Origin of the sequence: Mycobacterium kyorinense, from assembly GCF_001672775.1 — a bacterium.
Taxonomy (GTDB): Bacteria; Actinomycetota; Actinomycetes; order Mycobacteriales; family Mycobacteriaceae; genus Mycobacterium; species Mycobacterium kyorinense_A.
On the sequence record NZ_LZKJ01000196.1, the window covers coordinates 1 to 19489 of the forward strand.

The following is a 19489-nucleotide window of genomic DNA, read 5'->3' on the forward strand; positions in this document are numbered from 1 at the left end:
GGAATCACCTGCTCAGGATTCGACCGGAACCGACAGAGGCAATGGCTTTCCAGTCACCATGTACCGGTTGTAATCCGCTCCAACCGATTCTGGCGCTAAGGCGCGATCCGTGAAAGGGGTGCCATCGGGTGCAAGATAGCGGCCGTACTCGGACCCGAACCGGTCGATGATCGTACCTTCAGGCAGCTGGGCGGGCTGGGGGACATGGCCTGGCGGGAAACCGTCATTCAACGGGTAACTGCGCGTTTCCGGGGTACCGAAGTGCGACGCAAAGTCGTCCCACGGCATTCCGCCCGTAGGCTCCCATCCGCGCACAACGGCTAAGGGTGCGCCGCGCTCTGTGACGATTTCTGCCGGAAGTCCTGCTTCAACAGCTGCGCCCTCGCCGCCGAACATTAAGCCGGGCAGGGCGAAGGCGCCGTCGGAGGCTTTGGCGCCCAAGTAGTAGGCCGCACTCGGTGAGTCGAACGCGTTTTTAATTTCCCCCGCGGCCGCGCCAACCGGGTTCTGCGCAATCTCGGCAGTGCCTTTAAGCATCTGCTCCCATGACTCGAGGACACCGGGTGCACCGGGTCCTCCTTGCCCGATGAGGTTTTTGATCCCCTGTTCGGTCGCAAACCAGCGGTCACCGAATCCTTCGCCGAATCCCGGTGGCGGCGGGCGCTGCGGCTCAGGGGCAACGTAATTGGGCATACCGTTGTCGATCCACTGCTGGGTCCGCGCCACAATCGCGTCCAGGCGTGCCTCGATCTGATCGGGTGGCACTCCTTCAAGGGCCATGCTTTGGCGGGCCATGGCCTTGAACCTCTCCGCGTCGGCGGGGGTGATCTGAGGCGCCGGCGTACCAGGAGGCCCGGGTTGGCGAAGTCGACTCAGCAGGTCTGGCAGGCTGCCAGGAGGCTGTTGGTCGGCAGGCTGACCCCTCCCCAACATGAGGTCTTCCAGCGTCGGTGGCTTGCCCGTGGGGCTGGCCGGGGTCGTCGGGTCTGCAGGTGTGGCACCGCCCGGCCCGGGGGGTAACAGCATGTCCTGCCACGTTCGTGGCTTGCCTACTGGCGGATCTGCGGCGGGATCCGGTTCCTGCGTCCCGGTGGCTGCCTTCAACACAGCCGCCAAATCGGTGTTCGTTTTCTCAGCGGTGGCCAGCAGCGCCGTGATCTTGCGTTGTAGCTCGTCGACTTTGGCCTTGATCTTCTGGACATCCTGGTCGGCCATGCCGGTGGTGTCCGGTGGAATCACCGAGTTGCTTGCGGCGTCGATGTGCACCGCCGGGGCGGCCGCCGCCTCATTGAAAAGGTCGGCGAGTTCCTTTTTGACCGCCGCGGCTTCCTGATAGGCGTGCCCGGCGCCAGCCCACACCCGAAACGCGTTTTGCGCCGACAGCTCCATTTTGGTGCCGCTTTTGGCCATCGCATCTTGGGCGGCTGCTCCGGCTTCACCATGCCACGTAGCGAAGACCGGCAGGTTAGCGATGTTTTGCGCGGCTTCCCGGCTGTGCCGTGCTCGTGCCGCGGCAGCGTCGGCGAACTCGTGGATCTGCTCGGGGTCCCACTCCTGCAGATCGGCGAGCGTCAGACCCACCCGTCAGATACCCATTCGTTTGGCCACCCTCGATGCGGCGGCGTCAAGGTTTGTGGCCCCTTCGGTGTCGGTGGTTTCATATTCGGCGCCTGTGAACCGCAAACCCTCGGCATGCTCGCAGAGTTCACGGTGGTGGCTGGCGCTTTCCTCCTGCCAGTGCGCGGTCAACTCTGCTAACGCCGCAGCGCTGTCCCCAATAAACCCCGCCTGGGCAGCAGCGATACGTTCATGCGCCGCCGTATGTCCCTTCAGGAAATCCCCGGCATTCGCATCAACCTGCTCACCCGCGAAACGCACATCTACTGGGTCTACCCGCAAATTCTTGCCCACCACGCTCACCCGATCCTTCGCCCAGCCACAGCCGACCGGTTTGCGCAAAATTTTACCGCCGCCCGAACATGCCCCAATGCGCCAAAACTGGCGCCGAGCTAGCTTCCACCAAGCGCACGTTCATGCAGGCAGCGGTGACGCCGGGATCGATGATCGAGGACAATTTCGACCATGTGGGTCATTCGCCGGTTCCTAACGGGACTGCTCGTCATGGCATCCGGGATCTGCTGGCCGTCATTGGCCGGCGCCGACGTGCCGCCAGTGAGCGCGAAGGCGCAAGCGGCGGGGTTCGTCGACGTTCGGAGCGTCGTCCCGGACGCGGTCATCGACCTGCGATATGCGACACCCAACAATTTCACCGGGATGCCGTTGTATCCCGCCAATGCGCGCTGCCTCGTGCATGAATCCATGGGGCCTGGCCTCGCGGCCGCGGCCAATGCGCTGCGTTCGCAAGGCGCCGTCTTGGCCTTCTGGGACTGCTACCGGCCGCACGAAGTACAGGTCAAGATGTTTCAAGTGGTGCCCAATCCAGCATGGGTCGCACGACCCGGCCAGTACGCACACAGCCACGAAGCCGGGCGCTCGGTCGACGTGACGCTCGCCGGCACCCAATGCCGACAAGCCTGCCTTCTCGACATGGGAACCGATTTCGACGACTTCACTCCCCGCGCCCACGCATTCGCCACCGACGGCGTCAGCACCACCGCGCAGACAAGCCGGACTCGACTTCGCGACGCCATGAAAATCGGTGGACTGCAGGTGTATTCGGGCGAGTGGTGGCACTTCGACGGTCCCGGGTCAACCGTCGACCACCCAATCCTTGATATCCCGGTCAACTAAAAGCTAGGAGCTGCACGGTGGATCGCTACACCCACGGCCATCATGAGTCGGTGCTGCGTTCCCATCGACAGCGCACTGCCGAGAATTCCGCGGGTTACCTCTTACCGCATCTGCGACAAGGGATGTCGCTGCTGGACATTGGCTGCGGCCCGGGGACGATCACCGTCGACCTGGCCGCACGCGTCGCACCTGGCCAAGTCACCGCCGTGGACATCGCCGATGACGCCTTGGATGCCGCGCGTGCCGCAGCCCAGGCGCACGAGCTGTCGAACATTGCCTTTGCCACCGCCGACGTGCATGCACTCGAATTCGCTGATGACACCTTCGATGTCGTGCACGCGCACCAGGTGCTGCAGCACGTCGGCGACCCGGTCCAGGCACTGCGAGAGATGCGCCGGGTATGCGTGCCGGGCGGTTACGTCGCCGCGCGTGACGCCGACTACGCCGGCTTCATCTGGTATCCGCAGCTTCCGGCGCTGGATCGGTGGCTGGATCTCTATGATCGGGCGGCGCGCGCCAACGGCGGCGAGCCCGACGCCGGCCGCCGGCTGTTGTCGTGGGCCCGAAAAGCGGGCTTCGACGACATCACACCCGGTGGCGGGGTCTGGTGCTTTGCCACGCCCGAGGACCGCGACTGGTGGGGCGGCATGTGGGCGGACCGGATTGTGCAGTCGGCACTGGCCGACCAGCTGGTGGACTCGGCGCTCGCCACGAGCGACGACCTCGTCGAGATCGCCGCCGCATGGCGGGCCTGGGCAGCCGCGCCTGATGGGTGGTTGGCGATCCCGCACGGCGAAATCCTTTGTCGCGCATAGCGAATCGTCTGAGCAGACTTAATCCAGAAACAGGTCGGGAATCGGCTGGTCGCCGCCGCCGTAGCGGGACAAGTCCTGCCCGGCCAACGCCTTGCCGCCGGCGGCCTCGATTTCGGCGGCCGCGGTGTGCACGGTGCCCGGCAGACGGGGGTGCGGTTGGTCGGTCTTGGCCAGCAGCACCAATTGGCCCCTTGCCTGGCCGCGGCCAGGCCGATCCCACGGCTGGCCCCGGAGATCACCACGGTGCGGTCGTCAAAGTACCCATCACTCTCCTTTGGCCTGGTCAGGCACGCGGTATTGGCATTCTCTTTTTTGGCAAGTACGTTATCAGTCGATGGATAACCACACTGAGACCTCGTCCGGCATCCCGCTGGAACCCGTGTACGGGCCGGGGGACCGTCCTGTCGAGCCGCCGCCTCCGGGCACCTATCCATTCACCCGGGGCAATTTCGCCAGCGGTTACCGCGGCAAGCTGTGGACTTTCCGTCAGTACTCCGGGTTCGGCACCGTCGAAGCCTCCAACCGCCGCTACCGCTACCTGTTGGACCAAGGCGGGACCGGCCTGTCGGTAGCGCTTGATCTGCCCACGCAATGCGGCTTCGACTCCGACGACCCCGAGGTGGGCGAGGAGGTGGGCCGGGTCGGCGTGGCGATCGACACCCTCGCCGACGCCGAGATCCTGTTCGACGGCATTCCGCTGGACAAGATCAGCACCAGCTTCACCATCAATGGCACCGCCGCGATCCTGCTTGCGTTCTACGTCGCGGCCGCCGAACGCAAGGGCGTGCCGCGCGCCAAACTCACCGGAACCATTCAAAACGACATCCTCAAGGAATACGCATCGCGCGGAACGTGGATCTGGCCGCCGGAGCCGTCGCTGCGACTGATCGCCGACACCATCGAGTTCTGCGCATCCGAAGTACCGAAGTTCAACGCAATCTCGGTGGCCGGCGCACATTTCCGCGATGCCGGGGCCAACGCGGTGCAGGAGATGGCGTTCACGCTGGCCGATGGCGTCACCTACTGCGACACCGTGGTGGAACGCGGCCGGATGACCATCGACCAGTTCGCCCCGCAGATCTCGTTCTTCTTCTACACCCATGGCGACTTCTTCGAAGAGATCGCCAAATACCGTGCCGGACGGCGCCGTTGGGCGACCATCGTGCGGGAACGCTACGGCGCCAGCACCGACAAGGCGTCGATGTTCCGGTTCGGCTGCGTGTGTGGTGGCGCATCGCTGTATGCACCGCAGGCGCAAAACAACCTGGTGCGGGTGGCCTACGAAGCGATGGCCGCCGTGCTCGGCGGCGTGCAGTCGATGTTCACTGCGGCCTGGGACGAGCCGTTTGCACTGCCCACCGAGGAGTCCACTACGCTGGCGCTGCGCACTCAACAGATCCTGGCCCACGAAACCGGTGTCGCCCGGGTCGCCGATCCGCTGGGCGGCTCCTACTTCGTCGAAGCGCTCACCGACGCCACCGAGGCCCGCATCGTCGAAATCATGCACGACCTCGAACAGCACGGCGGAATGGTGCGCGCCATCGAAGACGGCTATCTGCAAGGCTTGATCGCCGACGAGGCCTACCGAATGCACCAGGACATCGAGGCGGGCACTCGCCCGGTTGTCGGCGTCAACCGGTTCGTCTCCGAAGAGCCGGCGCCCGAGATCGTCACGTACGAGCTCGACGCCGAGGGACGCGATCTTCAGCTCAAGCGGCTGTCCAAGGTCCGAGCCGAAAGAGACTCGGCCACAGTAGAATCCAGCCTCGCTGCATTGTCTCTTGCTGCGGAAGGAACCGATAACCTCATGCACAAACTGATCGACTGCGCCAACGCCTACTGCACGGTCGGTGAGATGGTTTCTGCGCTCAAAGCGGTATGGGGCGAATTCGAACAACCGGTGGTGTTTTAAGTGACAGCACGAATCCTGGTGGCCAAACCCGGCCTGGACGGACACGATCGCGGCGCCAAGGTCGTCGCCCGCACCCTGCGCGATGCCGGGTTCGAGGTGATCTACACCGGGATCCGGCAGCGCATCGAGGACATCGCCTCGATCGCCGTGCAAGAAGACGTCGCTGTCGTCGGGTTGAGCATCCTGTCCGGTGCGCACGTCGCGCTGACCACCCGGACCATCGAAGCGCTGCGCGGAGCCGACGCCGCCGACATCGCCGTCGTCGTCGGCGGAACGATCCCGGAGGCCGACGTGCCCAAACTGGTGGCCGCCGGTGCCACCGCGGTGTTTCCGACCGGAACAGCGCTGGAGGTGCTGGTGCGGGAAATCCGCCAGCTCACCGGCGTGCCCGAACCGACCGTGGAGGAACCGTGCGTCTCGGAGTAATGATCGGCGCCGAGCGCGGCGACTCGGCCCGCAAGGTCACCAAGTTGCTCGCCGATATCGAGTGGGCCGAGAGGGTGGGCATGGATACCGCCTGGATCCCGCAGGTGCCCAACGATTTCGACGCCTTGACTGCCGTCGCGCTGATGGCTACCCGCACCACCCGCATCGAACTCGGCACAGCCGTCGTACCGCTGCAGGCTCAGCACCCGATTGCCCTGGCGCGCCAGGCGTTGTCGGTCCACGCCGCGACCGGCGGCAGGCTGGCGCTTGGCGTCGGCCCCTCGCATCACTGGATCATCCGCGACATGCTCGGCCTTCCCTACGAGCGGCCGGCCGCCTTTACCCGCGACTACTTGGACGTGCTCGAGGCCGCATTCGGAGGGCCCGGCCCGGTCGATGTCGACAACCAGAGTTTCGCCGTGCACAACCCGCTGGATTTGGCCGCGGTATCGCCGCTGCCGGTGCTGCTCGCCGCACTCGGACCGGTGATGTTGACCCTGGCCGGGGAGCGCACCGATGGCACCGTGCTGTGGATGGCCGACGAGCGAGCCGTCGCCGAGCATGTCGTGCCGCGCATCACCAAGGCCGCCGACAATGCCGGCCGTCCGGCGCCGCGGATCGTCGCCGGCATACCGGTATGCCTGTGCGCGCCAAACGAAGTCGACGCGGCTCGGGAGCGCGCTAATCGGATCCTCGGGGAGGCCGAGGTGTCGCCGAACTATCAGCGGCTGCTGGATTACGGCGACGCCAAAGACGTCGGTGACATCTGTGCGGCCGGCGACGAGGAGGCCATCCTGGCGCGGTTCCGTCGGTTCGCCGACGCCGGCGTGACGGATCTTTCGGTGCGGTTACTGCCGATTGGTGATACCCGTGACGAGCTCGTCGCGTCCAAACGGCGCACCCGCGAAGTCATCGCGGCCCTGGGTGCCGAACTGCGATGACCGGACCACTGGCCGGTATCCGAATCCTCGAGGTTGGCACCATGCTGGCCGGCCCGTACGCCACCATGCTGCTGGCCGACCTCGGTGCGCAGGTCACCAAGGTCGAGCCGCCGGGCGGTGAGATTTCACGGCAGGTCAGTGACAGTTATTTCGCCAGCCTCAACCGCAACAAGGCCAGCATCTGTCTGGACCTGAATGCGCAAGAAGGCCAAGCCAAGCTGGGCGAGCTCGTGGGTGAATCCCATGCGCTGCTGGTCAATCTGAAGCCATCGGCGATCCGCCGGCTGGGTCTGACCTATGAGTCGTTGCGCCGCTTCAATGAACACATCGTCTGCGTCGCGATCACGGGCTTCGGGCTGCACGGCGGGGACGACCCGGCGTTCGACTACGTCGTCCAAGCAGCTACCGGGGTCGCGGCGCTGACCGGCGACCCGGATGGGCCACCCACGCTGCCCGGCTACTCCTCGGCGGACAACTCCACCGGAATGAGCGCTGCGCTAGGGCTGCTCGCGCAAATCATCTCCGGCCGTGGCGGCCAGGTCGACGTGTCATTGCGCGACGTGATGCTCTCTCAGCTCAACTACCACGCGTCCGCCTATCTCAACGACGGGGTCGAGCCGCAGCGGCGATCCTTTGGTGCGCACTCCTATTACGTTCCGGCCCAGATGTTTCCGACCGCCGACGGCTATCTTGCATTGTTCATCACCCACGACGGTTTCTGGAAGGCGTTCGCCGGTGAAGCGAACATCGAGGGCTTCGCGGCAATGGCCGAGCGGGTGGCGCGAGCCGACGAGGTGCGCGCCATCGTCACTGACGCTTTGGCGACCGATACCGCCGCCAGTTGGGAAGCGCGGCTGCGACCACTCGGCGTGCCGGCCGCAGCCGTGCGGACATTGCCTGATGCGCTGAAGGCGACACCCGAGATCATCGTCACCGCAGGTGATTTCCGTCTGGTCGGTAACCCGATTCACATTGACGGCTATCAGCCGGACTACCGGCCGCCACCCACGTTGGACCAAGGGGTCGACTAGACGCTACTCGTAATGCACCGTCACCGACGGGGTGTCGGGTATGCCCTGGCACGTCAGAACGTAGCCGTCGGCCACCTCGTCCGGTTCGAGCGCATCGTTGACCAGCATGGTCGCGCTGCCTTCGCTGAGTCGTGCCATGCAGGTTCCGCAGTTGCCTGCCTCGCAGCTGAATGGCGGTGCCAGGCCAGCTCGGCGGGCGCTCTCCAGCAGGGTTTCGCCGGCGACCCGCGGCACTGTCGCCTTCTTGCGTTCGAGGTGAATCGTGATCGTGCCCTCGGCCGTGCCGTCGACCGGTTCCGGCGCAGGCGGCTTTACCGTCGGCGCAGCGTCGAAGTCCTCGACGAATAGCTGTCCCGGCCCGGGTAGCGCGGAGCGCACCACGGTCATGAACCCCTCGGGGCCGCATACATAGTTGTCGGCGTCGACGTCGTCGCCAACGAAATCCCGGACCGTAGCCGCGTCGAGCAGCCCTTGCTCGTCATCGAGATGCCGCACCACCAAGAGCCGGCCGGGGTAACGCTCGGCAAGTTCATCCATCACCGCATCGAAGATCACCGACGGCCGGTCCCGGTCCGCGCACAGCATCCGCACCGGGCGGTCCGTGGTCGCCAGCGCGCTCTTGGCCAGCGACAGGATCGGGGTGACGCCGCTACCGCCCGCGAACGCCAGCAACGGCACGGAGCTGTTGCCCAGACAGAAGATTCCGGCGGCTCGCGTCATGGTCAGCTCGTCGCCCTCGGTGACGTTGTCTACCAGCCAGTTGGACACCTTGCCGCCCGGTACGCGTTTGATCGTGGTCATCAACTCCGAGTCCGTCTCCGGGGCGCTGGACATCGAGTAGGACCGGTAGAGCTCCTCGCCGTCGACAGCCACCCGAAACGTGCAGAATTGCCCCGCACGGTAACGGAAGGGCTGGTCATGGGGGGCCAGCACGAACGTGCGAGCATCGGCGGTCTCCTTGACGATCCGAGTCACCGTCGCCCGATGAAACGCGTGCAGCTCCGCCACAGCCACCCCCTTCCGTACTTGCGTTCTTCAGTATAGAGAATAGTATTCTCTCAAAGCGATAGCTTCTTCTCAATCCGTCGAGGGGCAAGGGTGAGCGAACCGACCGCGCTCGCGTTCGAGGACCGGCAGTACACCTTGCCGCAACTGGATGCGCTGGCCGACGGCCTGGCGGCGACCCTGCGCAAGCACGGCGTCACCGCCGGCGACCGGGTCGCACTGATGTCCTCAAACCGGCCCGAATTCGTCGTCGCGGTGTATGCCATCTGGCGGCTGGCGGCGACGCCGGTGCTGATCAGCCCCGCCTGGAAACGCGCCGAGGTCGAGCACGCGTTGGCCCTGACGAACCCCGGGCACGCCGCGGGTGACCAGCCCGTGCTGTCGGAACTAATGCCGATGTTGCACCTCGATGAACCGATCACGCCAGGACCGCCGGTGCGGGCGTCGCCGCGAGCCGAGACCGACGCACTCCTGGTATTCAGCTCGGGTACCACCGGTCTGCCCAAAGCCGTGCGACATACCCACGCATCGCTGCGCGCCGCCGTCGGGCACTGGCGCGACGCGCTCGGGTTGACCGCGCATGATCGAATCCAAATCACCACACCGCCCTCGCACATCCTGGGTTTGCTCAACATCGTTACGGCGCTGCAGACCGGTGTGCGGCTGCGGCTGCATCGCCGGTTCGACATCGACGCGATGCTGGCCCACATCGAGGCCGACCGCATCACCGTCGAGATGGCGGTCGCGCCCATCGCGCTGTCTTTGGCCACCCACCCGCGGCTGGAGTCCTATGACCTCTCGTCGCTGCGGTTCATCATGTGGGGTGCTACGCCGGTCAGCGAGACCGCCGCGGAAATGTTTACGCGGCGTACCGGAATTGGTTGGGTTCCCGCTTACGGCACAACCGAATTGCCGGTCATTGCCTGCAATCCGGTTGAGGGTTCGCGGCTCGATTCGGTCGGAAGACCGGTGCCCGGCGTCGACGTGCGGGTGGTCTCGATGCAGACCGGACAAGTGCTCGGCCCGGGCGAAGTTGGGGAGATCCAGGCGCGCTCGGCGTCGCTGATGGCCGGCTACTTGCCTCACGCCGCTACCGCAGAGGCATGCTGCGACGGCTGGTATCGCACGGGAGACGTCGGATGTCTCGACAGCGCGGGCTGGCTGCGGATCACCGACCGATCCAAAGAGATGATCAAGGTACGCGGTTTCCAGGTCGCGCCCGCCGAAATCGAAGCCGTGCTACACGAGCATCCCGCGGTCAAAGACTGCGCGGTGTTCGGCGTTCCCGACGGGCGCGACGGGGAAGCGGTGATCGCCGCGGTCGCCACGCACATCCCGGTCGATGCAACGGAACTCAGCGCACAAGTCGATGAGCGGCTGGCATCCTACAAACGACTGAGCAAGGTGATCTTCGTAAACGAAATTCCGCGGCTGCCGTCGGGCAAAGTCCTGCGTCGAACGCTGAAGGAGCGGTATGGATGTACGTCTGACAGCTGAACAACAACAACTGCGGGACGCCGCCGCCAAACTGGCTGATGATTTGGGTCCCGGATCGGTTCAGAGCCTCGCCGACCAAGACCGGATCACGCGGCTGGACAGGCAGATCGAGTCGACGGGTTGGCGTGCGCTGCGGTCGGACGGGGCCACCGGGGTCGAAGTCGCCATCGTCGCTGAGGAATTCGGCCGCGGCCTGGTGGATGCGCCGTTTCTGGGACCGGTGCTGGCTGACGAGCTTGCGCGGCAGGTTGACGCAGATGCCGACGGCTCGACAATTGCGTTCGGAGATCACGCAATTGACGCGCGCGGATACCAGCGCGCGTTGAGTCTGCGTGATGCGACGGTGTCGGCCGTCGATCTGGGCGGCGCTCGGGTGGGCGCGGACCTGACCAGAGCCAACGCCGAATTCTCCGGAACACCGGCCGTCATCGGCGAGGTGCCCGACGACGTCGCCGCGCGCTGGCTGGCGCTGGCGCTGGCCACCACGTCGGCGGACCTGGTCGGAACAGCGCGCGGCGCGCACACCCTGGCCTGTGACTACGCGAAAATCCGTGAGCAGTACGGCAAACCAATCGGCTCCTATCAGGCGGTCGCTCATCTGTTGGCCGAAAGTCTGGCGCTGATCGAAGGCTCGGTGAGCGTGCTGCGCCACGCCGCATGGGCGGTCGACGAACTTCCGCCAGCCGAGGCGATTCGGGCGGCCCGGGTGGCCAAAATCTACTGCGCACGTGCCGCGCGCACCGTATGTGAGACTTCGGTACAAGTACACGGCGGCATCGGCAATACCTGGGAATGCTTGGCGCACGTCTACTTACGTCGCGCGTTGACATCCGCCGAACTATGGCCTGTGAGGCTGGAGGAGATCGACATTGGACTTTCGTGATTCGCCGGACGAAGCCGCCTTCCGGGACCGGCTGCGCAGTTGGCTTGCGCTGCACGCCAAGGATTTCGCCAGTTCCGGCGACGAGTACTGGAGCCGTCAGGGCGAGTGGCATCGTGCGCTCTACGAAGGCGGCTTCTTCGGGCTGTCGTGGCCGCGGCAGTACGGCGGCCAGGAGCTGCCGCCGGTCTATGACGTGATCGTCGACGAGGAGCTGGCCCGGGCCGGCGCCCCGCCACGGCCGAGCCTGGGCTACCTGGTGGTCGGACTCGGACACCACGGCAGCGAGGAACTGCAGCGGCGCTTTTTGCCCGGCATGATCAACGGCACCGAGCGCTGGTGTCAGGGCTTCAGCGAGCCCGGCGCCGGTTCGGACCTCGCGTCGCTGACCACCACCGCCACCCGCGACGGCGACAACTACGTGATACACGGACACAAGATCTGGACCAGCTACTCCGATGTCGCCGACTGGTGCCTGCTGCTGGCCCGCACCGATCCGGACGCCAAACGCCACCGCGGGTTGTCGGCGTTTGTGATCTCGATGAAACAGCCTGGCGTGCAACAACGTCCGCTGCAGATGATGAATGGCGTCACCACCGAGTTCGGCCAGGTGCTCTTCGACGGTGCGACGGTGCCTGCCGATCAGATGGTCGGCGCCCCCGGCGACGGCTGGGCGATCGCCATGACCGTGGTGGGACACGAACGTGAACCGTCCACGCTGGGCTATGCGGCTCGCTACGGCAAGCTGGTGCGCCAGCTGGCTGCACGCAGCGACGGACCGCCCAGCGACGAACTCGCCTGGGCGGCAGTGCAAACCGAGATGCTGACCCATCATGTGCGACGGCGGCTGTCCGAGCAGCTCGATGGTGTGTCGCACGGATCGGACGGATCGTTGGACAAGCTGTTGATGACCTGGGTCGAGCAGGCAGTCGGCCATGCCGCGCTGGCGGCCGGCGGAACCGAGGACGCCGACCTGCTCAGCGCCTATCTGTACAGCCGGGCACAAAGCGTCATGGGCGGCACGTCACAGATACAGAAGAACATCATCGCCTCACGAATCTTGGGATTGTAGAAGTGTTCGCGAACGCGGGCGAAGCCCGGGTGAAGCGGGTCACGACCATCGAAGGAGTTTGACGTGTACGACATGCCAACCGAAATCGACGTCCGCGCCGACGGGCCGCTGCGGATCATCACGCTGAACCGCCCTGATGCGCTCAACGCGGTCAACGACGACCTGCACACCGGATTGGCGGAGCTGTGGCCGCGGCTCAGCGCCGACCGCTCCGCGCGGGCGGCTGTGCTCACCGGTAGCGGACGGGCGTTCTCGGCGGGCGGCGACTTTCACTACCTGGCCGAACTGGCGCAAGACGCCGACCTGCGCGCCAAGACGATCGCGCATGGCCGCGACATTGTGCTGGGGATGGCGCGGTGCCGAATCCCGGTGGTAGCGGCCGTCAATGGGCCAGCCGTCGGCTTGGGCTGCAGCCTGGTCGCCCTGTCCGACATCGTCTATATCGCCGGAGACGCCTATCTGGCCGACCCGCACGTGCAGGTCGGCCTGGTGGCCGCCGACGGGGGACCGCTGACCTGGCCCCTGCACATCAGTCTGCTGCTGGCCAAGGAATACGCGCTGACCGGCGCGCGTATCTCCGCGGCGCGCGCCGTCGAACTCGGGCTGGCCAACCACATTGCCGACGATCCGGTCGCTGAGGCGGTGGCCGCCGCCAAAAAGATCATGGAGCTGCCCCAGCAGGCGGTCGAAAGCACCAAACGGGTGCTCAACGTGCACCTCGAGCGCGCGGTGCTGGCCACCTTGGACTTCGCGCTGACCGCCGAGAAAGAGTCCTTCCAGACCGAGGATTTCCGCTCGATCGTCACGAAACTGACCGCCGGCAAAAACTGACCCCGCCTATCGAATTGGAGAAACGCTGTGCCTGAAGCTGTCATCGTGTCCGCCCTGCGGACGCCCATCGGTACCGCCCGGAAAGGGACCCTACGTGATACGACCGCGTACGAGCTGGCCCACCACGTGGTGGCCGAAGCCGCTGCGGACGTGGATGTTTCACAGCTCGACGACGTGATCCTCGGTGAAGGTCTTTACGGCGGAGGGGTATTGGCCCGGCACGCCGCCGTGACCGCGGGGCTGCCCTCGGTGCCCGGACTGGCCCAAAACCGCCATTGCGCGGCCGGGCAGGCCGCGGTGCAAAGCGCGGCGGCCAGCGTGCGCGCCGGAATGGACCAGTTGATCATTGCCGGCGGGGTGAACTCCGCCTCGACGTCGCCGCGGTCACGCCTGCAAGTCGACGGCGAATGGGTCGATTGGTTCCCGCCGACACACCCGAACCGGCCCGACGCGCCAAACATGGACATGTCGATCACTGTCGGCTGGAATGCCGCGGTGACAGCCGGCGTGAGCCGCGAGGAGATGGACGCGTGGGCGCTGCGGTCACACCGCAATGCGATCGCCGCGATCGACGAGGGACGGTTCAAAGACGAGATCGTCCCGATCGAGACACCGCACGGGCTGTTCGACGTCGACGAGCATCCCCGTCGCGACACCACGATGGAGAAGCTAGCCGCGCTCAAGCCGCTGCACCCCGAAATCGAGGGCTTCTCGATCACGGCCGGCAATGCCTGCGGCGCCAACGACGGCGCCGCTGTGCTGACAATCGCAAGCGACCGGTTGGGGCTGCCCGCGCTCGCGACCGTCCGCGCCTGGGCATCGGTCGGTGTCGATCCCGCAGCCACCGGCCTGACACCAGTCGAAGCCATCCCCAAGGCGCTTGCCCGCGCGCATCTTTCGCTATCCGACGTGGACCTGTTCGAAATCAACGAGGCATTTGCGTCGATGTGCGTGGCCACCATCAAACTGCTCGATCTGGACCCCGATCGGGTCAACGTCAGCGGCAGCGGCTGCTCGTTAGGGCACCCGGTCGCAGCTACCGGGGCCCGGATGCTCGTCACGCTGGTGCACGAATTGCGGCGGCGCGGCGGCGGTTTCGGGGTCGCGGCGATGTGCGCGGGCGGCGGGATGGGTTCCGCCACGGTCATCGAGGTGCCGGCGCCATAAAATCCTGAGGATGAACATCGCCGAGCTGATCGCCGCCGCGCGGAACGGATCACCCCGTGCGGCCGGTCGACTACTCAGCCTGGTCGAGGGCGAGCGCCGTGCCGAGGTGCTGGATAACCTCGATCCATCGGCGGTACACGTCGTGGGGATCACCGGGCCGCCGGGGGCAGGCAAGTCGACGACCATCGCGGTTCTCGTCGGTGGCTATCGCGAGCGGGGGTTGCGGGTCGCGGTGCTGGCCGTCGACCCGTCCTCGCCATTCAGCGGTGGTGCGTTGCTCGGTGACCGGATTCGAATGACGCGCCATATCAACGACTCCGAGGTGTTGATCCGTTCGCTGGCCACCCGCGGCCATCTGGGCGGACTGGCCGCCGCTGTTCCCGCAGCCATCCGGTTGCTCGGCGCACTGGCCTACGACGTGGTCCTGCTGGAAACCGTCGGCGTGGGGCAGTCGGAGATCGAAATCGCCGCAGTCGCCGACCCCACCGTCGTCATCCTCAACCCCGGAGCCGGCGACGCCGTCCAGGCCGCCAAGGCGGGCTTGTTGGAAGTCGCCGACATCGTCGTGGTCAACAAGGCCGACCGGGAGGGCGCCGACCAGACGATTCGCGATCTGCGCGCCGAGACCAAAGCGCCGATCCTCAGTCTCGTCGCCGCAAAGGGCGAGGGCCTGGCGGACCTGATGGTTGCGATCGACGCCCATCACCGCAGCGACAGCCCCGCTCGCCGGTTGGCCCGCGCGCGGGCGCAGATCCTGTCGTTGGCGCAAACCCGGCTGCGCACGCATCCCGATCTCGACCGGCTCGCCGAGTCGGTTGCCGACGGCCGCAGCGATCCCTACTCCGCGGCCGAAGGACTGATTTCCTGACGTCGCGTGGCCCGCTCCCGCCCCTCGAGCGTGAAGTTAAGTTCACTCTCGGAGCCCAGTGTGAACCTAAGTTCACGCTCGGCGAATAGCGGACCGGCCAGCTGTTCACCAGAAGTAGATCGCCAGGATCGCGCCCCAAAGCGCGAGGAGCCAGCCGTCGGTGGACAGCCGTAACCACCACGGGGCGGTGCGCACTTCCATGAAGTTCGCAATGATCAGATGCGCCTTGACCAATGCCAGAGCCAACACCGCGATCGTGATCGCCAAGCTGGCGGTCGGTGTTCCGTGGGTGTGGGCCGGTCCGAGCCACCAGGTGACGACGGTGATCGCCGACAGAATCAGCCACACACCGGTGAGTCGCGCAGTCGTAGTCATCGCATCACGTACAGCAGTGCGAAGATGACAATCCACAGCAGGTCCACCATGTGCCAATAAGTGGCGCCCGCTTCCGCCATGCCCACCCGCCGCAGTTGGGGATTGCGCTGATCGACGACGACGACCCCCAATATCGCCAGCCCGAGCAGCACATGGAACAGGTGCACACCGGTGAGCAGGTAGTAGAACATGAAGAAGTCGTTGCGTGGAAACGTCAGTCCCTGACTGATTTTCGTCGACCACTCGTAGGCCTTGATGAGCATGAACAGCACACCGCAGCCACCGCCGCAGACCAGCAGCCGCACGGCAGCCGAATGGTTCGCCGAACGGGCCGCCTGCACACCACGCGCGACGAACCACGAGCTGGCGATGAGCACCAACGTGTTGACGACCCCGATGTTGAGGCTCAGATGCTCTTGGGATTCCAGAAACAGCGCCCGCTGCTGAGCTCGGTAAACCATGAAGATGACGAAGTAGGCGCCGAAGATGATGAGGTCGCCCAGCACGAACACCCACATGCTGCCATCGCCGGGAACATGTGCCTGCGACTTGCGACTGACATCGGATCGGGTTTCTGTCATCAGCCCGGCTCTAATCCTGCACCTGCTCACCGAGCGGTTGCCGGTCGACCGCCACTTTCAGCAGCACAATCACGCATACTTGCCAGAATCCGAAGATCGCGGTACCCATCCAGAAACTGATCGAGCCGTTCCAGGCCAGTGGTCCGGACCTGAAAATGAATACCGGAGCAGCGAGCAACTCGGTGACGATCTGCCAAATCGATATGTAGCCCAGCCATTTGGGAAAGACGTGGTTCCTGTCCAACAGGATCGCGATCGCGAACACCAGATATCCGGTGGAAAAACACCCCAGCGATCCGACGAAGGACAGGAATGTCAGGTCATACATCAGCGCGACGATCTCCGGGTCGCGGTCGGGCCGAAACGCAGCCGTCAAAAACGATATTGCGGCCATCAGGCATCCTGGTATCGCGCCGACTGCCAGCGCCCCCAGGTACGCATAAGCGAATACCGGGCTGACCGACATTCGCTTGATTTCGTACACGACAATGCCATTGGTCACCCCGGCGAAGCCGATGATGACCATCAACAGCGCAAAGCCGATCTGGATGGTCAATGCATGCTGATGCACGAAATCGACCATCTGGTCGGCGGTGACATCGGGTCGCGGCGGCGGCATCACGCGCGTCAGCACGACGAAGATCAGGCCGAACAGGCTGTAAAACGCCGGGACCACCCAAAAGCAGATCAGCAGATCGGTTTTGGTCCTCGGCCGGTGGCGCTTGCCATCTCCGATGGCAATCGCCCCCGCTGAAGCCGTTGCGGTGCGGGTCATTCCGCCGTGGCTCCGTCGTCGGCTTGTTGTTTGATCGCCCTGCGCACAACGACGAACATCACCGCGACATTCACCGCGAACGCGCCGATGCGCACCCAGAACGACACCACCCCGTCCCAGGCCAAAGGCCCACTTCGAAACACGGCCGCACCCGCGGCCGGCGTCATCGCCGCGGCCGTCGCCAGGCTGAATGCGCCGACCCACCGGGGAAAGATCGGCCTCGGCTGCGCGTCGAGGTAAACGGCCACCGCAAGACACAGATTCTGGACCACCAGCATGCCGACCGGTGCAATGAACGTGATCCAGGCCAAGTCGTTGAGCAGTTGGATCAACTGCGGATTCCGCTCGGGTCGATAGGCAGCCACCAGCCAGAAGATGTCGGCGAGCGCGAATAACGTTGCGCCGCTGACAGCAGCGGTCAAATAGCAGTAGGCGAGCACTTGGTTAGGGGTCGCCATCCGTTTCATCTGCACCACGATCAGCGCGAACAGCGGGATCAGCATGATGCCGAACAGGTTGTAAGTGATCATGCTGAACCGGATCATCGTGGTGTTGTGCGCGTAGAAGCCGGCCACCTGGTCAGCGGTCATCCGAGGCGACATGGGCGGGAAGAAACCCGGGAACGCCAGAAACGCGATCACCAAAACGGCGCCGACGACCGGCGTCATCCACAGGCAGATCAGCTGTCCGCGTACGTTCACCGTCGGCCGGACATCCTGCTCCTCGGCGAGAGTTGACATCGCACCTTCCGGCATCTGAAGGAAGTTTGGACCTGCTCGCCGAACCTAGCCGATCGGCTATGCCACGGTCAATAGCCGATCGGCTAGGCTGGCGGGGTGGTGTCCACCGAGGCCGACAGGCGATTGCGTTCCATCCAGCGCAGCGCCGCACAAACGCGCATCCTTGATGCGGCGCTGCGGCTGATCGCCGAAAACGGCGTTGGCGGAACGTCGTTGCAGATGATCGCTGACGCCATCGGCGTGACGAAAGCCGCTGTCTACCACCAGTTCAAGACAAAGGACGAGATCGTCATCGCGCTCACCGAACGTGAGCTGGGCGGGCTCGAGGAGGCGCTGGAGGCCGCCGAAGCCGAGCAATCCCAGTTGCGGGCACGCGAATTGCTGCTCGACGGCGTCATCGACCTTGCCGTCAGGCGCCGCGGCGTAGCGAGCACGCTGCAGTTCGATCCGGTGATCGTCCGGTTGCTTGCCCAGCATCAGCCGTTCCAGCAATTCATCCAGCGGCTCTACAGCGTCCTGGTCGGCGACGCCGGCGACGACGCGCGAGTGACGGCGGCGATGCTGTCCGGCGCCATCGCCGTCGGCGTCATGCATCCCCTCGTCTCGGATGTCGACGACGAGGCGCTGCGCTCCCAGTTGCTCCGGCTGACACGACGATTCATGGAGATGTCGGCCGGCTGAACGGCTTATCGGACCGCGGATCTCCGAACCTGGCGCGGATCGCGCCCCACGGATCGGCGTAGCGGCCGGGCGCATTCCGGTAGGCCGCGCGCCGGGTCAAGATCTGCCGCGCCACCGGTACCAGGAGTCGCATCGGGTAGCGCGTCCAGCCGGCCTGCGCGCGCATCTCGGCGACCATGTCGGGCCACGAATGATGTTGGAAATTCAAGGCCTGCTGCGCCCGGGTGCTATCCATCCAGTCGGTGACGAACCAGTCGGTGTCGCTGTCGGGATTGCCGGGCCTGCCCTCGGGTAACACTCCGGCCATGCCGCGGGCGGCGGCCAGCGCTGGGCCAACCTCGCCTTGTCGTAACCGGTGTGAGTCGTCGCCGGCGATCAGCAGGATCTCGCCGACGACGTCTGCGGTGGTGGCTGCCGCGAATGCGGCCGCGACGTCGCGGACATCGACGCCGTGCAGCCGTCCGTCGGTCGGCAGCAAGCTTTCGAAGAACAGCGCGTCGGAACTGAACGGCATCGCAGTGGGGTCGACGCTGAACACACCGCCGAGGCGCAGCACCACCCATTCGAGATTCGACGAACGCACGAGTTCTTCGGCCTCGAGCTTGTGCTGTCCGTACACGTCGGATGGCTTCGGTGGATCGTCGGCCCGGATGGGAGCTTTCGCCCGGTGCGGGTTACGTGCGCCGTAGACGGCATTGCTAGAGGCTTGCACGAAACGCGGCGGGGTCTTCTGTGCTTCGGCGACGCGCACCAACGTCGCGGTGGCGTCGACGTTGACCTTGCGGGCCAGTTTGACGTTGGAGTAGATCTGCGGCGGAATGACGGCGGCCAAGTGCACAATTGCCGAGGGTGCGGTCTCAGCGACCAGCCGATCCACGGCAGCTTGGTCGGTCAGGTCGGCCCACCGGGCCTCGACGCCGGCCGGCAGCGCTCGCGCCGCCTTGTGATTGGCGGGGGTGCCGAGGTCGGCGGCCACCACCTGTCTGCCACTGCGGGCCAACTGCCGGACAGTCGCCGACCCGACCAACCCGAACCCTCCGGTCACTAGGACAGTCCCAGGCATTCGCCTCCTCAATCGACGAGTGGATTATGACATTCTCGAATATGGAGAGTATCATATCCGCAGGTAAACCACGATCGG

At 65.4% G+C, this 19489-nt stretch carries 21 protein-coding genes and 1 pseudogene; 13 read left to right on the top strand and 9 right to left on the bottom strand.

Annotated features, from left to right (window positions below):
- Positions 1–12 precede the first annotated feature (12 nt).
- Entirely contained in the window at positions 13–1389 is a 1377-nt protein-coding gene (locus tag A5707_RS20325) for a TNT domain-containing protein (protein ID WP_232000799.1), read from the bottom strand.
- 195 nt (positions 1390–1584) lie between these two features.
- The gene (locus tag A5707_RS20330; RefSeq protein WP_065016231.1) at positions 1585–1920 is read right to left on the bottom strand and encodes a WXG100 family type VII secretion target; all 336 of its coding nucleotides are present in this window, start codon (positions 1918–1920) and stop codon (positions 1585–1587) included.
- Positions 1921–2082: 162 nt separating this feature from the next.
- On the opposite strand from A5707_RS20330, the gene A5707_RS20335 reads away from it, so the two are divergent.
- Positions 2083–2751 carry a M15 family metallopeptidase gene (locus A5707_RS20335; protein ID WP_156658211.1) on the top strand — a complete coding sequence of 223 codons (669 nt, stop codon included), beginning with the start codon at positions 2083–2085 and terminating at the stop codon, positions 2749–2751.
- A gap of 17 nt (positions 2752–2768) precedes the next feature.
- On the top strand, positions 2769–3566 hold the full coding sequence (locus A5707_RS20340; RefSeq protein WP_065016232.1) for a methyltransferase domain-containing protein: 798 nt from the start codon (positions 2769–2771) through the stop codon (positions 3564–3566).
- A gap of 81 nt (positions 3567–3647) precedes the next feature.
- Here the strand turns inward: A5707_RS20340 and A5707_RS23550 are convergent.
- A pseudogene (locus A5707_RS23550) lies at positions 3648–3853 on the bottom strand (short chain dehydrogenase); the annotation flags it as partial.
- Between the two features lie 47 nt (positions 3854–3900).
- Here A5707_RS23550 and A5707_RS20345 point away from each other — a divergent pair.
- Genes A5707_RS20345 through A5707_RS20360 form a run of 4 tightly spaced genes read left to right on the top strand, consistent with a single transcriptional unit; the run spans position 3901 to position 7876 of the window.
- A complete protein-coding gene (locus A5707_RS20345; RefSeq protein ID WP_065016233.1) occupies positions 3901–5478 on the top strand; it encodes a methylmalonyl-CoA mutase family protein in 1578 nt (525 codons plus the stop codon).
- Complete coding sequence (locus A5707_RS20350; protein WP_065016234.1) at positions 5479–5904, top strand: cobalamin B12-binding domain-containing protein; 426 nt, start codon at positions 5479–5481, stop codon at positions 5902–5904.
- Positions 5889–6845 (top strand): LLM class F420-dependent oxidoreductase, encoded by a 957-nt coding sequence (locus A5707_RS20355; RefSeq protein ID WP_065016235.1) that lies wholly within the window; start codon positions 5889–5891, stop codon positions 6843–6845. Before A5707_RS20350 ends, A5707_RS20355 begins: the two co-directional genes overlap by 16 nt.
- A complete protein-coding gene (locus tag A5707_RS20360; protein WP_065016236.1) occupies positions 6842–7876 on the top strand; it encodes a CaiB/BaiF CoA transferase family protein in 1035 nt (344 codons plus the stop codon). The genes A5707_RS20355 and A5707_RS20360 overlap by 4 nt, the downstream gene beginning before the upstream one ends.
- A gap of 3 nt (positions 7877–7879) precedes the next feature.
- Here A5707_RS20360 and A5707_RS20365 read toward each other — a convergent pair whose 3' ends face one another.
- Positions 7880–8884 carry a ferredoxin--NADP reductase gene (locus tag A5707_RS20365; RefSeq protein WP_065016295.1) on the bottom strand — a complete coding sequence of 335 codons (1005 nt, stop codon included), beginning with the start codon at positions 8882–8884 and terminating at the stop codon, positions 7880–7882.
- 90 nt (positions 8885–8974) lie between these two features.
- Here A5707_RS20365 and A5707_RS20370 point away from each other — a divergent pair, with 90 nt between their 5' ends.
- The 6 genes from A5707_RS20370 to meaB all read left to right on the top strand — a co-directional run bounded on the left by A5707_RS20370 (position 8975) and on the right by meaB (position 15196).
- A complete protein-coding gene (locus A5707_RS20370) occupies positions 8975–10378 on the top strand; it encodes a class I adenylate-forming enzyme family protein (RefSeq protein ID WP_065016237.1) in 1404 nt (467 codons plus the stop codon).
- Positions 10356–11261 (top strand): acyl-CoA dehydrogenase family protein, encoded by a 906-nt coding sequence (locus tag A5707_RS20375; RefSeq protein ID WP_065016238.1) that lies wholly within the window; start codon positions 10356–10358, stop codon positions 11259–11261. The genes A5707_RS20370 and A5707_RS20375 overlap by 23 nt, the downstream gene beginning before the upstream one ends.
- Positions 11248–12330, top strand: coding sequence for an acyl-CoA dehydrogenase family protein (locus tag A5707_RS20380; protein WP_065016239.1), 1083 nt, complete (start codon positions 11248–11250; stop codon positions 12328–12330). The genes A5707_RS20375 and A5707_RS20380 overlap by 14 nt, the downstream gene beginning before the upstream one ends.
- Positions 12331–12393: 63 nt before the next feature.
- On the top strand, positions 12394–13161 hold the full coding sequence (locus A5707_RS20385) for an enoyl-CoA hydratase/isomerase family protein (RefSeq protein WP_065016240.1): 768 nt from the start codon (positions 12394–12396) through the stop codon (positions 13159–13161).
- Positions 13162–13188: 27 nt separating this feature from the next.
- Positions 13189–14328: a thiolase family protein gene (locus A5707_RS20390; protein ID WP_065016241.1), complete on the top strand. Its 1140-nt coding sequence runs from the start codon at positions 13189–13191 to the stop codon at positions 14326–14328.
- A 10-nt stretch (positions 14329–14338) separates the two neighbouring features.
- The gene (meaB, locus tag A5707_RS20395; protein WP_065016242.1) at positions 14339–15196 is read left to right on the top strand and encodes a methylmalonyl Co-A mutase-associated GTPase MeaB; all 858 of its coding nucleotides are present in this window, start codon (positions 14339–14341) and stop codon (positions 15194–15196) included.
- A 105-nt stretch (positions 15197–15301) separates the two neighbouring features.
- Here meaB and A5707_RS20400 read toward each other — a convergent pair whose 3' ends face one another.
- Genes A5707_RS20400 through A5707_RS20415 form a run of 4 tightly spaced genes read right to left on the bottom strand, consistent with a single transcriptional unit; the run spans position 15302 to position 17667 of the window.
- A complete protein-coding gene (locus tag A5707_RS20400) occupies positions 15302–15571 on the bottom strand; it encodes a cytochrome C oxidase subunit IV family protein (protein WP_065016243.1) in 270 nt (89 codons plus the stop codon).
- Positions 15568–16152 carry a cytochrome c oxidase subunit 3 family protein gene (locus tag A5707_RS20405; RefSeq protein ID WP_065016244.1) on the bottom strand — a complete coding sequence of 195 codons (585 nt, stop codon included), beginning with the start codon at positions 16150–16152 and terminating at the stop codon, positions 15568–15570. Before A5707_RS20405 ends, A5707_RS20400 begins: the two co-directional genes overlap by 4 nt.
- A gap of 10 nt (positions 16153–16162) precedes the next feature.
- Positions 16163–16927 carry a hypothetical protein gene (locus A5707_RS20410; RefSeq protein WP_232000801.1) on the bottom strand — a complete coding sequence of 255 codons (765 nt, stop codon included), beginning with the start codon at positions 16925–16927 and terminating at the stop codon, positions 16163–16165.
- The gene (locus A5707_RS20415) at positions 16924–17667 is read right to left on the bottom strand and encodes a hypothetical protein (protein ID WP_065016297.1); all 744 of its coding nucleotides are present in this window, start codon (positions 17665–17667) and stop codon (positions 16924–16926) included. Before A5707_RS20415 ends, A5707_RS20410 begins: the two co-directional genes overlap by 4 nt.
- A gap of 96 nt (positions 17668–17763) precedes the next feature.
- Here A5707_RS20415 and A5707_RS20420 point away from each other — a divergent pair, with 96 nt between their 5' ends.
- Positions 17764–18348, top strand: coding sequence for a TetR/AcrR family transcriptional regulator (locus tag A5707_RS20420; RefSeq protein ID WP_065016245.1), 585 nt, complete (start codon positions 17764–17766; stop codon positions 18346–18348).
- Here A5707_RS20420 and A5707_RS20425 read toward each other — a convergent pair.
- Positions 18326–19411: an NAD-dependent epimerase/dehydratase family protein gene (locus A5707_RS20425; RefSeq protein ID WP_065016246.1), complete on the bottom strand. Its 1086-nt coding sequence runs from the start codon at positions 19409–19411 to the stop codon at positions 18326–18328. The genes A5707_RS20420 and A5707_RS20425 overlap by 23 nt on opposite strands.
- Between the last annotated feature and the right edge of the window lie 78 nt (positions 19412–19489).